This is a genomic window from Paraburkholderia caledonica (assembly GCF_000383275.1).
Classification (GTDB): domain Bacteria; phylum Pseudomonadota; class Gammaproteobacteria; order Burkholderiales; family Burkholderiaceae; genus Paraburkholderia; species Paraburkholderia caledonica.
Genome location: NZ_KB911045.1, coordinates 34,938 through 49,415 on the forward strand (window position 1 = coordinate 34,938; position 14,478 = coordinate 49,415).

Genomic DNA, 14,478 nt, shown 5'->3' on the forward strand with positions numbered 1-14,478 from the left:
GACGGCATCATGAACTTCGACTTCGATTTTCTGCTCGACACGGTGAAGCAACTGCTCGCCGCCGTGCCGACCACACTCGGCCTGTTCTTCTGTTCGCTCGTTCTCGGGGGGCTGCTGTCGCTCGTGATCGTCACGATGCGCGTGTCGCCGCACTGGCTGCCGAACCGTTTCGCACGCGCTTATATCCTCGTGTTCCGCGGCTCGCCACTGCTGATCCAGATGTTCCTCGTGTACTACGGCATGGGTCAATTCGGCGTGATCCGCGAGAGCTTCATGTGGCCGGTGCTGCGCGAGCCGTATATGTGCGCTGTTTTATCGCTCGCGCTCTGTACCGCTGGTTATACGGCCGAGATCATTCGCGGCGGCCTGATGGCCGTGCCGGTCGGTCAGATCGAGGCGGGTTACTCGATCGGTCTGTCGGGCTTCGGGCTGCTGCGCCGCGTGATCGGCCCGATTGCACTGCGCCAGTGTCTGCCCGCTTATTCGACCGAAGCCGTGCTGCTCGTCAAATCCACCGCGCTCGCGAGTCTCGTGACGGTGTGGGAAGTGACCGGCGTCGCGCAGCAGATCATTCAGCAAACGTATCGCACGACCGAAGTGTTTATCTGCGCCGCGCTGATCTATCTGTTCCTGAACTTCATTATCGTGCGCGCACTCGGCATGCTTGAAACGCGACTGTCGCGGCATCTGCGTGCGGCGCCCAGGCAGACCGCGCCGAGCCGGCCAGTGTCCGCCACTACCGAAGCACGCCGCGCCGCGCCCTGAGCGCCCGGCCATTCCGGATGAACCTGGAGAATTCCATGAACGCTACGGCACCCGTTGCACTGTCGGTCAAGAACATTCACAAATCGTTCGGCGACCACCACGTGCTCAAAGGTATTTCGCTCGACGCTCATCAAGGCGATGTGATCTCGATTCTCGGCGCGAGCGGCTCGGGCAAAAGCACCTTCTTGCGCTGCCTGAATCTGCTGGAGACACCCGACGACGGTTCCGTCGCGCTCGCCGGAGAAGAACTGAAAATGAAGCGCCGCGGCGACGGCAAGCTGCAACCGAGCGACCGCCGCCAGGTGGACCGCGTGCGCTCGCAACTCGGCATGGTGTTCCAGAACTTCAATCTCTGGTCGCATATGACGGTGCTCGAAAACCTGATCGAAGGGCCGATGCGCGTGCAAAAGCGCAGCCGCGCCGAGTCGGTGGAAGAAGCCGAGGCGCTGCTCGCGAAAGTCGGTCTCGCGGAAAAGCGCGGCCACTATCCCGCGCATCTGTCGGGCGGTCAGCAGCAGCGTGTGGCGATTGCGCGCGCGCTTGCCATGCATCCCAAAGTGATGCTGTTCGACGAACCCACGTCGGCGCTCGATCCCGAACTCGTTGGCGAAGTACTGCGCGTGATGCGCTCGCTTGCCGAAGAAGGGCGCACGATGCTGGTCGTCACGCACGAAATGGGTTTTGCGCGGCACGTGTCGAACCGCGTGATGTTCCTGCATCAGGGACAAGTGGAAGCCGACGGCACGCCTGACGAAGTATTCGTCGAGTGCAAGTCGGAGCGCTTCCGTCAGTTCGTGTCGAGTCATCAGGACCGCACGACCAACTAATCCGTATCGCCACGCACTCTACCGAGCAGAGCAACATCATGGCCGTGATCCGTTCCGATCGTCCTCTCGACTGGGCCCAGGTGGCGGCGGTCGCCGCCGGGGAGCCGCTCGAACTTTCCGCCGACGCCCGCGCGCGCATTGCGGCGGCAAATGTACTGGTGCAACAGATCGTCGAGCGCGGCATTCGTGCGTACGGCGTCAACACGGGCGTGGGTGCGTTGTGCGACGTGATCGTGTCGCCCACCGAACAGCGCACGCTGTCGCGCAACATTCTGATGAGTCACGCAGTCGGTGTCGGCACGCCGCTCGGTGTCGCCGAGACGCGCGCGATCATGGCCGCCGCCGTCAACAATTTCGCGCATGGGCACTCGGGCATCCGTATCGAGGTCGCCGATCAACTCGTGGCCTTGCTCAATGCGGACTGCTTGCCTGAAGTGCCGGCGTTCGGCTCGGTCGGTTATCTGAGCCATATGGCGCATATCGCGCTGGTGTGCATCGGCGAAGGTCATGTGCGATATCGCGGCGAGCGTATGAAGGGCCGCGACGCGTTGCACATGCTCGGCCGCGAGCCGCTCGTGCTGGAAGCGAAGGAAGGCCTCAGCCTGATCAACGGTACGCCGTGCGTGACCGGGCTTGCCGCATTGGCGCTTGCACGCGCGGTGCGTCTGCTCGATTGGACCGATGTCGTCGCCGCAATGAGCTTCGAGAATCTGCGCGGCCAACTGGCAGCATTCGACGAAGACTCGCTCGCGCTGCGCATTTCGCCGGGGCTGAACCTGGTGGGCGAGCGCATGCGCACCGCGCTTGCCGACAGCGGCATTCTCGCGGCCGTGGTCGGCCAGCGAACGCAAGATCCGCTCAGCATGCGCACCATTCCGCACGTGCACGGCGCGGCGCGCGACGTACTTGCCGCGACCGCCGACGTGGTCGATCGCGAACTGGCGTCGATCACCGACAACCCGATTGTGGCGGGCACGCCGGAAGATCCGCGCGTTTATTCGCAGGCGCATGCGGTGGGCGCATCCATTGCGCTCGCGATGGACAGCCTCGCCACCGCCATCGCGCAGGTCGCCGCAATGGCCGAACGGCGGCTCGATCGTCTCGTCAATCCGCTGGTGAGCGGCTTGCCCGCGTTTCTGGCCGAGCCTGGCGGCACCTGCTCGGGCTTCATGATCGCGCAGTACACGGCGGCCTCGCTGGTTGCGCAGAACCGGCGGCTCGCGCTGCCAGCGAGTCTCGACGGCGGCATCACGTCGGGTTTGCAGGAAGATCATTTGTGCCACGCCACGCCTGCCGCATTGAAGGCGCTGGAAATCATCGACAACGCGGGGCGCATCGTCGCGATAGAGCTATTGGCCGCGGCGCAGGCCTACGACCTGCAAGCCACCGACGCCCCACCGGCCCCGCATACGCAGGCGTTGTGGCAGCGCGTGCGGCAGATCGTGCCGACGTATCGCGACGACCGTCCGCTTGCGGACGACATGAGCGTGGCGTTCCGGATGATCGCTGGCGAGACGCCGCCGCCGTTGCCTGGTCCTGACAAGCTGAGGCAACGCAATTTCAGTGTCGTTGCGGACGCGTCTATCGGGAAGCTCGCAGCGGCCAGTAACTTGCCCGCCGCCGCAAATAGTGTGAGCGATAGCGCGGGCCTGATGAACGTAGCCAGCCATGTCGCCATTGCAGGCGGCGCGCCGGTTGTCGCTCACGTGGCCTGACACAGACATATCCGGTGAGCGGGCTTACCCGCCGGCGAACCGACCGAGGTGTCCCCAAGGGACTTACTGCGGGCGTAAAAGCGGTACAACGGATGCGATCCGCAACCCACCCACGAGGTCGGAGTGAACACAACTACAAATGAGCAAAAGCGCGCACAACAAAGCGCGGAGACAGTTGCACAGGCCGGTGCACAAGAGGGTGCACGAGCGGGTGCACATGCGGGTGCACATGCGGCCCCGCAAATAAGCGCGGCAAATGGCGGCAACGCGGACCGCGCCGTGTGCAAGGAGACGCCCGCGAAAGCGATGCCCGCCTATGAACAGATCAAGCGCTATGTGATCCGGCGTATCAGCGAAGGCGACTGGAAGCCGGGCGGACTGATCCCTTCCGAAACGGAACTGGTAAAGGAGTTCGGCGTCGCGCGCATGACGGTCTCGCGCGCATTGCGCGAATTGACCACTGAGCGCGTGCTGACCCGTGTGCAGGGGTCCGGTACGTTCGTCGCGCCGCAGCGCTACGAATCGACGGTGTTGGAAATCCGCAATATCGCCGATGAAATCACCGCGCGCGGTCATCGTCATTCGGCCCGCGTGTTGACGCTCGAACCGAGCGACGACCCGCAGGCGCTCGAAGCGCTCGGCCTGTCGAATGGCCCGGCGTTCCACTCGTGCATCGTGCACAGCGAAGAGGGCGAGCCGATCCAGTACGAGGATCGCTACGTGAATCCGAAGGTGTTTCCGGAGTATCTGCAGCAGGACTTCACCATCGAGACGCCGAATCATTACATGGTGCGCCTCGCACCGATTCAACGCGCGGAGTTTCGCATCTACGCGCAGAAGCCGGACGCGTATGTGCGCCGTCATCTGTCAATGGAGATCGGCGAGCCGTGCTTGCAACTCTGGCGTCGTACGTGGGTCGGCGAAGACGTGGCGACGTCCGTGCAGTTGTGGCATCCGGCGTCGCGCTTTCATCTGGCGGGCAATGTGTGACGGGTCAGCACGGCGCCGGCACGGCGGGAAACCAGGTTGTGAAGCGTGAAGCGTGAAGCGTGGCGCGTCAGCCTTGCCGCTGCGACATATCCGGCGAAAAGCGGCAGCCGAGCCGGTACCGCGAGCCGGGATGTACGAACCGCGCGAACGTCACCGCAACACCGCTCGTCCAGGTTCGACGCACTAGCGTGAGACAAGGTTCTTCCGCGCGAATTTCGAGTAGTCCCGCTTCGGCCTGGGTCGGTAACCCCGCGTCGACAATGTGTTCGACGTCGTGCGCAGGCACCGTTTCGAACAGATACTCCGACGGCCTGATCGACGAAAAATCCTGCTGCAAAAAATCCGGCGCAATGGCCGGATTCACGTAGCGATCCTCCAGTTGCACCGGCAAGCCATTCTCACGGTGCACGCAAACAACATGAAAAACCGAAGCGGCTGGCGCGAGCCCTAACGCATTCGACACGACGACAGATGCAGTCTCGCGCTGCAAAAGCACGGTACGGTAGCTGTATTCGTGTCCGCGTGAGCGAATCTCGTCGCCGATATGCGCGATCATCAGGAGCGTGGATTGCGGTCTTGCTTGCGCGACGAATGTGCCGACGCCCGACACGCGCGTAACGAGCCCTTCGTGCGCCAGCTCGCGCAGCGCGCGATTGACGGTCATGCGCGAAACACCCAGCGTCGCAACGAGGTCCAGTTCGGAGGGCAGACGCTCGCCGGCCTGACGCGCGCCCGACTCGATGATGCCAAGAATATGCTGCTTGACCTGCTCGTAGCGTGCAGCCGGCGCCTCACCTGCAGCGCTCGTACCCGCAGTCGCGTCGCGCGTGCTTTGAGCCGCGGCGGCTGGCGGCTTGCCGTGGGTTTTGTGGCTCTTGCCGCGAAGCATGGAGGACATCGGCAGCCCCTGGTTACTGTCCGCGCAATGCGGTCGGGGCAGGGCGCGCGTTCATAGCGGCTCTGCGTCGTCTGGGCCGCGCGCCCAGAAAGCGTTGCGGTCGAAGTAGTTCTGCAGGAACTGCCGCAAGCGCGGCTGTCCGGCGTCATGGAAAACTTCGCGCGGTTGGCCCTGAACAGCAATGCGCCCCTGGTCGATGAACATGACTTTGTCCGCGACCTGCGCGGCAAAGCCCATTTCGTGAGTGACGACGGCCATCGTCATGCCGTCGCGCGCGAGTTGCTTCATCACTTGCAGCACCTCGCCGACGAGTTCGGGATCGAGCGCCGAAGTGGGTTCGTCAAACAGCATGATGTGCGGCTCCATCGCGAGCGCTCGCGCAATCGCCACGCGCTGCTGCTGGCCGCCCGAAAGTTTCGCCGGGTAAGCATCGCCCTTATTCGAGAGGCCCACTGTTTCCAGCATCGCGTTCGCGCGGCGGCGCGCGTCGGCGTGCGGCAGATGCCGCACGCGCAGCAGCGCTTCCATGACGTTGCCGAGCGCCGTCATGTGCGGCCATAGATTGAATTGCTGGAATACCATGCCGACGTTACGCCGCACGCGATTGATTTCGCCTTGCGTCGCACGCACGCGCTTGCCGTTGCGCTCGCTATAGCCGAGCAGTTCGCCTTCGATGCGCACGTCGCCGTGATCGTACGTTTCGAGCGCAGCGAGGCAGCGCAACAGTGTGCTCTTGCCCGATCCGGAAGGCCCGATGATGCATACCACCTCGGAGCGGGCAATCTCCAGATCGACGCCGCGCAGCACTTCGACTTCGCCGAAGCGTTTGCGAAGATCGCGCACCTGGATCAGCGGCGATCCATGTCGGGCGTGAACGGCGGACGCGGAGGAGGGCATGTCGGCGATAGCGTTCATGAAGTGATCCGATTCCTTTTATGCCATAAAACGCGCGATGCGGGTTTCGGCCCACATGCCCGCGCGCGACGTCAGTTCGACGAGCGCGAGATAGCACACGCACAGCATGAGCAGCGTTTCCACGAAAGCGAAGCTTGCCGAGCCGATGCCGGTCAGCACGAACGTCAACTCGGGGACCGTGACGATGGACAGCACAGCGGTCTCCTTGCTCAACACGATGATGAGGTTGGTGAGCGCGGGCACGATCAACACTAGCATTTGCGGCATCTGGATGCGCCACACGGCCTGTGTGCGCGTCAGGCCGAGACACGACGCCGCTTCGAGATGGCCGGGCGGCACCGATTGAAACCCGGAGCGAAACGCTTCGGCGAAATACGCACTGCCATAGAGGCCGAGACCGAGCACGCCGGCTGTCATCGGTTCGAGCGTGAGGCCGAACGACGGGCCGCCGTAGTAGAGCAAAAACAGTTGCACGAGAAATGGCGTGCCGCGGAAGAGCTCGATATAAAAGCGCAACAGGCCGCGTACCCAGCGTCCGCAAAAGAGCTGCAGCACCGCGATCAGAAAGCCGATCACCATGCCGATCACGACTCCCGCGGCCCAGGTGCCGAGCGTGGTGGTGAGGCCCGCTGCGATCGGCTGAAGATTGTGCGTAATGACGGTGGGATCGAACTGTTGCATAGCAAAGGCTCCGGGCCGATCAGGCGTGCTTCAGACGGAACTCGGCGGCATGCGCGATCAGCGCGAGCGCACCGCAAATCACGAAGTAGATAAGCCCGGCGGCAAGATATGCCTCGAGCGGTCTGTAAGTACTCGCGGCGATGTTCTGCGCGGTGCGGGTCAACTCTGCGACACCGACAACCGAAATCAGCGACGAAGCCTTGATCAGCAGCACCATTTCATTGACGAGCGACGGTAGCGTCAGGCGAAACGCCTGGGGCACGAGAATGCGCCGGAGCGTGTCGAACGGCGAGAGGCCGAGCATGCGTGCGGCTTCTATATGGCCCGGCGGAATGCTGAGAAAACCGCCGCGCAGAATTTCGGCAATGTAGGAGGCCGAGCACAGCGACACCGCGCTGATCGCGGCGACGAGCGGCGATACGTTGATGCCTGCGAACGGCAGCAGGTAATACACCAGCAGCAATTGCACGAGCATCGGCACGCCGCGAAAGAAGAACACATACGCACCGCCGAATCTGCGCGCGGCGCGATTCGGCGACAGGCGCGCTGCGCACACGCCGACCGCGACGAAAAAGCCGATGAAAAGGCCCGTCAGCGAAACGCCGATGGTGGCAAGCGCCGCGTGCAGCAGGAGCGGCATGCCCTGAACGAAGACGGTCGTACTGAACATGGGCGTCGACCTCGCCAATGTGCGTTAGGTACGCATTAAACAGCCACTAGCGTGCGCTGAATATGCGTGTAATGTGCTTCGGGAACGAACTCAATAGTTCGGCGTGGGCATGGTCGTGGGGGCGTCCATTGCAACGCCGAACCACTTCTTCTGCAAAGTCGCGAGGCGTCCGTCGCTATGCATTTTCACGAGCGCCGCATTGAATGCGTCTGCGAGCGGCTTGCTGTCGGCATCTTTGCGCAGGCAGTAAGCAAAGTACACTTTCGCGCCGAACGGCGGCTGCACCACTGCGAAAGTTTCGGGACGCTGTTTGGCGACGTAGGCGATGTTGGTCATTGAATTCGCCACCGCGGCAATGCGGCCGGCGGCGAGGTCGGCATAGGCCTGATTGTTGTCGACGTATTCGCGGATTTCCGGCGGCTTCGGCAACGTGGCGACATATGCCTTCAGCTGATCGAGTTGAGCCGAACCCTTGCCGGCGCCCACGGTCTTGCCCGCGATGTCCGACGATTGCTTGAGCGCGGTGTCGTTCGCGCGCTTGAGCAGCGCGTCGGTGGCGTCTGCAACCGGCAGCGTGTATGTGTAGCGTTCCATGCGCGCCTTGGTGACGGTGAGCGGGCCGCCTACCATATCGAACTTGCCCGCTTCGAGGCCGGGCAGCACGCTCGGCCACGGCAAGTCGATAAAGCGCACCTTCACGCCGAGTTCCTTGCCAACCTCGGCGAACAGATCCTTGTTGAAACCGGCCTGTTGACCGTTTTCGAGGAAGTCGAAAGGTGCGAACTGCATCTCGGTGCCAACGACGAGTTCACCGGCCTTCTTCACTTTGGCGAGCTGGTCTTCCGCATGGGCGGCGACACTTGCGGCGCACAATGCCAGCACGACCAAACGACACTTCCAGCCTGAAAGGATGCTCATGAGATTCTCCGGTTGGCAAAGCGAGGACCGCACAGAGCGGCTCGGCGCAAGTCATGCGAGGCAGTATATACCGCAGTATTCGCGCGAAATAAATAAACCCGCCAGTAGAGAAAAGCCCTTATAGGAAGAGCCGCGCGTTCACTTGCGAGCACGCTTTTGGCGGTATATACCACTGCAATGACCTGGCGACCCGCCGGTCCGGCCGGTCCTCTTACGGAGCAACGCGATGCCTGTGACCCGTATTCCACTCATTGACTTTGCCGGCGTGCGCGCGGGCGACCCGCATGCGTTGCAGCGCGTGGCGCGCGAAATTAGCGAAGCGTGCACGACGATCGGGTTCTTCTACATCGTCAATCACGGCGTGCCGCAAGCGACCATCGACGCGGCGGCACAGGCGGCGCGCACGTTCTTCGCTTTCCCAACCGAGATCAAACGGCGCGCGGCGGTCAACCATCGGCATCGCGGTTTCAATGCGCTTGGCGACGCGACCATGTACCAGGCAAAACGGCCCGATTACAAAGAATTCTTCAGCATCGGACTCGAACTGCCCGAAGACGACCCGGATGTGCTCGCGGGACAGGCGCTACGCGGACCGAACAACTGGCCGGAGTTCATGCCCGAGCTGCGTCCCGCGTTGTACGGCTACTACGAGGCGGTGGGCGCATGCGGCGCCGATCTGCTGCGCGCGGTGGCGGTCAGTCTTGGCGTCGATGAACATTTTTTCGCACCGCGTTATACGAAGCGAATGCAGCGCACGCAGATGGTCTACTATCCGCCGCAGCCGCCTCAGTCGGACGAGGATCAATTCGGTGTCGCGCCGCATACCGATTACGGCTGCATCACACTGTTGTGGCAGGACCAGGTGGGTGGCTTGCAGGTGCGCGAAATCGCTAACGATACGTGGATCGACGCGCCGCCTGTGGAGGGCAGCTTCGTCGTCAACGTCGGCGATCTGCTTGCGCGCTGGACCGACGACCGGTTTCGCTCGACGCTTCATCGCGTGATCAATGCGTCCGGGCGTGAGCGTTATTCGATCGCGACGTTCTACGATCCGACCTACGGCGCAATCGTCGATCCGCGCGATCTGGGCGCGAGCGCGGATCATCCGAAGTATCAGCCGGTGGCCGCGGGCGACTATATCCTCGGGCGCATCAACGATTCGATGGGCTATCGCAAGAAGCACGCTGCCCAAACGACTTAAGCAAACAGGTAACCGAAGGAACACTTGCATGACCGACAACAGCAACGCGAACCCACCGCTCAGCACGGCTGCCCCCGCGGCACCGCTTGCCGCAACGCTCGACGCGCTGCGTGCCGCGCTCGGCGACGAGGCGGTGCGCGTGGGCGACGAGATCGGCGAGCGTGCGCTGACCGACTGGACGCGTCACGCTCCGACCCGGCCTGCCGCATTGCTGCTGCCGCGCAGCACCGAGGACGTCGCACGTGCGCTCGCCATTTGCCATGCCGCCTGTCAGCCAGTGGTGCCGCAGGGCGGTATGACTGGCCTCGCCGGCGGAGCGATTGCGCGCGCCAACGACATCGCGTTGTCGCTGGAACGCTTGACCGGCATCGAGGAAATCGACGCGGCTTCGGCCACGCTGACCGTACGCGCCGGCACTACTTTGCAAACCGCACAGGAAGCGGCGGCGCAAGCGGGCTTTGAACTCGCGCTCGATCTCGGCGCGCGCGGCTCATGCCAGATCGGCGGCAATCTCGCGACGAATGCAGGCGGCAATCGCGTGATCCAGTCGGGGACCGCGCGCGACCAGGTGCTGGGTCTCGAAGTCGTGCTCGCCAATGGCGACGTGCTGACCTCGCTTGGAAAGATGGTCAAGAACAACACCGGCTATGACCTCAAGCACTGGTTCATCGGCTCCGAAGGCACGCTCGGCATCATCACGCGCGCGGTGCTGCGGCTTCATCCGCAGCGCGCCGCGCGTCACACGGCGCTCGTCGCACTCGACGGCTACGATGCGGCCGTCAATCTGCTTCGGCGTCTGTCGACGCGTTTCGGCAACGACATCGGCGCATTCGAAATCATGTGGCCGGACTTCTACGAATTCGGCGTCAAGCTGACGGGCGCGCGTTCTCCGTTCAACGGATCGCATCCGCTCTACGCGCTGATCGAACACGCGAGCTTCGATGCAAGCGACAACGGCGAGCGCTTTTCCGCCGCGCTCACCGACGCGCTCGAGCAAGGCGCGATCCGCGATGCGGTGATAGCGCAATCCGTGGCAGACGCGCGTGCGCTATGGGCAATTCGCGAATGCACCGCCGAATTTCCGGTGCGGCTCGACGCGATCAATTTCGACGTGAGCCTGCCGATCAGCGTGATCGGCGAATTCGTAGAACGTTGCCGCTCGGCCCTGAACGAACGGTGGCCCGGCAATGAGTCCTATTTCTTCGGGCATATCGGCGATTCGAATTTGCATGTCACCGTGGACGGCCATTCGATCCCGGGCGTCGATCATCACGCCGTGTACGCGTTCGTTTATGAAATGCTCGGGCCGCTGCACGGTTCCGTGTCGGCTGAACATGGAATCGGTTTGCTCAAGCGCGAGTTTCTGCCCATCTCGCGCTCGCCTGCCGAACTCGCAGCCATGGCAGCAATCAAGCATGCGCTCGACCCTCACGGCATTCTCAATCCAGGCAAGCTGTTCTGAAATGCGGCGTTAGTGCGCGTTCAGATAGCGCGCAATAGTCGGATAGACATCGACTGCCGCGTTCTTGCCAAAGATGCAGTCGATGTGTCCGTAACCCGGGATCAGATACCGCTCATAAGGCTGCTCGGGAAACGCATCGATGAGCATTTCGTAGGTGAGCGCGGTGCTTTGTGGCACATACGTTTCGTTGCAGTCGCCGTGAATGAAACCGATCGGAATCCGCATGCCTTCCAGGCCTTTCATGCCGCGCGCGCCTTTCAGATAAACGTCGTCACCGTCGGCGTTGACGACGTTGCCCGCCCGTACCATGGCGGCGAGGTGCTTGAACACGCCGACGTCATGTACGCCGAGCAGTTCCTGCAAATTCGAATGAAGTGTCTCGCTCACCTGCGCGTGTTCGTAGAGCAGGCCGTACATGAAAGTCGCGCGATGACAGATCGGGTTGCCGCAGCCCTCGTCGTGATCGACCGGATAGAGCCGCAGTGCTTCGTCGAACAGATTGTGCGGCCACCTTGCGTCCTTTGTGTAGGCGGTGAGGTCGGTCACGCCGAGGTGCTGCATGATGTCGGGAATATGCAGGCCGGCCTTGATCCTGCCGAGCCGGCCGGGCACCGGATGCGCGGCCACCTGTGATATCACCGCCGAGCGCACGCCTTCGAGTCCCGCCATCAGCGACATGCTCAACGCGAGCCCGCCCATGCAGTGGCCTAACGCCTGGATATCCGCTGCGCCCGTCACTTCGCGAATCTTTGCAACGGCTGCGGGAATGTCTTCGAGCGCGACCTTATCGACGTTCGTCGGCACGAGCACGCTCGGCATTTCGATGCTTACGCGAAGATCCACGAGCCACACGTCGTAGCCCGCGGCACACAGATATTCGACGAGGTTGGTGCCGACCAGATCCGTCGAGAAGATGCGGCTCGACACGCCCGAGCCGTGAATCAGCAACACAGGGCGCGCGTTCTTGCGCGCTGGATCGACGTAGCGCGTGAGCCGCAGGTGCGTGCCGTCCGGCGTGTCGAAAAAGAACACCTGTGGCGCCGGCGCACGAAGGGCACGCTTCAGGCGTGGTGCCCCGTTCGGGTCGTAGTACTGCAAAGGCGCAGCAACACCGCCATATTCGCTGAACAGCACGCCAGCGAAGAATTTGCCGAACTTCAACGTCCATTCGAGACGCGTTATCAGATCGGGCGCATTGGTGACTTCGAGCGTGCGTTGCTGTTTCAGAAAGTTTTCCGGCGTGATGACCAGCTTCGCGCTGCCGACAGGCGGCGCGTCGATCGACGGCGCATCGCGAACCTGTGCATACAGCGTGTTCGTCTGCTCCCACAACTCGAGCGGCGACGTGCGTGTAATGATCTTTTGCCCCCTCAGATACCAGGTCTTGCCTTCTGCCGAATTGAGCGTCATTCGATAGTTCATGTTGCGCTCGTCAACGTCATTCGGATCAGCCACGAAGAGATTGAAGGTGCCCTCGGTGATCGTCATTGGCTGCGCGGACAGAGCCGGGCAGGTCAGCGTACCGGCGGTTCTCGCCATATGATCGGGATTGCCAAGCATATCGGCGAGGTCGTCGGATTCGACAGTGAGCGTGAACGCCATGGGGCTTGCGGCGGCCTCGTTCGCGCCAGTCGGCGTGTAGTGGCCGACCATGGTTTCGGTGAAACGCAGTCCGATCTTCTGAGCGGGTGGCGTGCCGGCGGTGCCTTTCGAATCGTAGTCGATCGTCCAGCCGCGCGATGCCGCCAGCAGCGTACAATTGCGCTCGGCGAGCGCAGAGATCGTCCAAAGCGGATTCACGCCGAGCGACAGGGGCATGACCGCGCCGTCCATCACGTAGAGGCCCTCGTGTACGTCGGTGCCGGCTTTGCCGCTAAAAACGCGGCCCAGATGATCGACCACCCCATGCTCCGCGTCCTCGCCCATCGGGCAGCCGCCAAGCGGATGCACGGTCACGGTCCGATTGCCGAAAATGTCGTTCGAAATGGGATCGCGCAAGTATTTGCCGCCGAGCGGAACCGTCGCCTTTTTCAGCGTGTCCTCGACGGTTGCGAAAATGGGCTGCTTGCCCGCGTTTTCCCATGCGATGCGCGGCCGTCCCTTTTCATTCACGCTGATCTGGCCGCTTTCGTCGTCGTGCGCCATCACGAGGTAGCTTTGCGTGTGATTGAGCGCGCCGCGATAGGGTCCGTGCAGCAACCCTTCGACGACCCGTGCGTCGTAAGCAAGCTGCTGTTCTATTGTGCGCGGCCCCGAAACATCCACACCCGAGAGCGGCGCAGCGGCGCCTAGCATGCCGACGAGCGCCGCGCCGATCGGCCCGGCGAGCGAACCTTCCTCGATCACGAAGCCGTCTTTGACGTCCGCGGTATTGCGATGATCGATCAGGCCAGTAATAGTCGGGCCGACCGGAGGTATGTCGCGATCGACATGCGCGCCCCAGCCGACGCCGTTGATCACGTCGTCGGTGTTGTACGCGAAGGCGAGCACGTCGCCGTTGCCGGTGAAGCGCTGGCCGAGCATGCCGGATACGCTCAAGCCCTCGTTGCGCGAACGCAGGAGCAACGCGCTCGAGCCGATTGTTCCCGCCGACACGATCACGATGTCGGCGGTGACGAACAGGTCCGGCGCATCGTAGCTCTCGCGGCCGAGGCGCACGAGCTGGTAGGCGACTTGCCACTTCTGCGTGTCTGCATTGCGCACGACCGAATGCACCGCGGCTCCCGTGAAAATCTGCGCGCCGTGCGCGACGGCATCGGGCAGATAGTTCATGTGCGTGGAATTCTTGGCGTCGTAGTTGCAGCCAGAATTGCAGTCGCCGCAACCGATGCACGCTTTCTGCGGGACGCCGGCCGCGTTGGTGCGGTCCTCGAAGGTAACGGTCACGGGCGGCGTGCTGAAGCGGTCTGCCATGCCGAGCGCCTCGGCGGATTTTTCGAGCGCAACCAGTTTCGGCAATTTGCGGAAGCGCGCGGGGACGGGCGACGGTTCGAGCATGTCCCACGCACGCTGATAACCTTTGTCGCGTCCGGCCTGATCGGCGCGCAACGCGGCGGGCCAGCGCGGGTCGTCCCACAGGCGCGGATCGGCCTTCAACGCGACATTGGCGTTGATCAGCGAAGTACCGCCGAGGCCGCAGCCGACCACGGCGTTGACGTCGTCGTTCACATGCACTTCGAGCAGCGCGAGCGGCGAGCCGATTTGCGCGAGCGCCGTGTTGTATTGCACCTGCTCGGCGCCCTGAAACGGCGTGCGCGGGAATTCGCCGGCCATGAATTCGCGCCCGCGTTCGAGCACGCACACGCTGCGACCCGCGCGCGCCATTCGGCTTGCGGCAATGGCGCCGCCGTAACCCGAACCGATCACGACGACTTCGTAGTGCGATTTCATCGCCGTCATGGCGCTCGATAAGCGGTTCATACTGGACCACCTCGTC

12 protein-coding genes are annotated in these 14,478 nt (G+C 63.0%); 6 read left to right on the forward strand and 6 right to left on the reverse strand.

The window, feature by feature from the left end; translation table 11 throughout:
• Nucleotides 1-9: 9 nt before the first annotated feature.
• The 4 genes from H281_RS0127235 (at nucleotide 10) to hutC (H281_RS0127250) (ending at nucleotide 4,297) form a co-directional block, all read left to right on the forward strand.
• Nucleotides 10-765 carry an ABC transporter permease gene (locus H281_RS0127235; protein WP_020070308.1) on the forward strand — a complete coding sequence of 252 codons (756 nt, stop codon included), beginning with the start codon at nucleotides 10-12 and terminating at the stop codon, nucleotides 763-765.
• A gap of 35 nt (nucleotides 766-800) precedes the next feature.
• Nucleotides 801-1,592, forward strand: a complete 792-nt coding sequence (locus H281_RS0127240; protein WP_020070309.1) for an ABC transporter ATP-binding protein — start codon at nucleotides 801-803, stop codon at nucleotides 1,590-1,592.
• Between the two features lie 38 nt (nucleotides 1,593-1,630).
• Nucleotides 1,631-3,307 (forward strand): HAL/PAL/TAL family ammonia-lyase, encoded by a 1,677-nt coding sequence (locus H281_RS0127245; protein WP_020070310.1) that lies wholly within the window; start codon nucleotides 1,631-1,633, stop codon nucleotides 3,305-3,307.
• 306 nt (nucleotides 3,308-3,613) lie between these two features.
• Nucleotides 3,614-4,297 carry a histidine utilization repressor gene (gene hutC, locus H281_RS0127250; protein WP_020070311.1) on the forward strand — a complete coding sequence of 228 codons (684 nt, stop codon included), beginning with the start codon at nucleotides 3,614-3,616 and terminating at the stop codon, nucleotides 4,295-4,297.
• 67 nt (nucleotides 4,298-4,364) lie between these two features.
• On the opposite strand, the gene hutC (H281_RS0127255) is transcribed toward hutC (H281_RS0127250), so the two are convergent.
• The 5 genes from hutC (H281_RS0127255) to H281_RS0127275 form a co-directional block, all read right to left on the reverse strand.
• The gene (gene hutC / locus H281_RS0127255) at nucleotides 4,365-5,195 is read right to left on the reverse strand and encodes a histidine utilization repressor (protein WP_027804987.1); all 831 of its coding nucleotides are present in this window, start codon (nucleotides 5,193-5,195) and stop codon (nucleotides 4,365-4,367) included.
• Between the two features lie 51 nt (nucleotides 5,196-5,246).
• Nucleotides 5,247-6,110 carry an amino acid ABC transporter ATP-binding protein gene (locus H281_RS0127260; protein WP_020070313.1) on the reverse strand — a complete coding sequence of 288 codons (864 nt, stop codon included), beginning with the start codon at nucleotides 6,108-6,110 and terminating at the stop codon, nucleotides 5,247-5,249.
• 18 nt (nucleotides 6,111-6,128) lie between these two features.
• A complete protein-coding gene (locus H281_RS0127265; protein WP_020070314.1) occupies nucleotides 6,129-6,791 on the reverse strand; it encodes an amino acid ABC transporter permease in 663 nt (220 codons plus the stop codon).
• 19 nt (nucleotides 6,792-6,810) lie between these two features.
• On the reverse strand, nucleotides 6,811-7,461 hold the full coding sequence (locus H281_RS0127270; RefSeq protein WP_020070315.1) for an amino acid ABC transporter permease: 651 nt from the start codon (nucleotides 7,459-7,461) through the stop codon (nucleotides 6,811-6,813).
• 90 nt (nucleotides 7,462-7,551) lie between these two features.
• A complete protein-coding gene (locus H281_RS0127275) occupies nucleotides 7,552-8,379 on the reverse strand; it encodes a transporter substrate-binding domain-containing protein (RefSeq protein WP_020070316.1) in 828 nt (275 codons plus the stop codon).
• A 226-nt stretch (nucleotides 8,380-8,605) separates the two neighbouring features.
• Here H281_RS0127275 and H281_RS0127280 point away from each other — a divergent pair, with 226 nt between their 5' ends.
• On the forward strand, nucleotides 8,606-9,580 hold the full coding sequence (locus H281_RS0127280) for an isopenicillin N synthase family dioxygenase (protein WP_020070317.1): 975 nt from the start codon (nucleotides 8,606-8,608) through the stop codon (nucleotides 9,578-9,580).
• Nucleotides 9,581-9,608: 28 nt separating this feature from the next.
• Nucleotides 9,609-11,042, forward strand: coding sequence for an FAD-binding oxidoreductase (locus H281_RS0127285; RefSeq protein WP_020070318.1), 1,434 nt, complete (start codon nucleotides 9,609-9,611; stop codon nucleotides 11,040-11,042).
• A gap of 9 nt (nucleotides 11,043-11,051) precedes the next feature.
• On the opposite strand, the gene H281_RS0127290 is transcribed toward H281_RS0127285, so the two are convergent.
• A complete protein-coding gene (locus tag H281_RS0127290; protein WP_027804988.1) occupies nucleotides 11,052-14,462 on the reverse strand; it encodes an alpha/beta fold hydrolase in 3,411 nt (1,136 codons plus the stop codon).
• Between the last annotated feature and the right edge of the window lie 16 nt (nucleotides 14,463-14,478).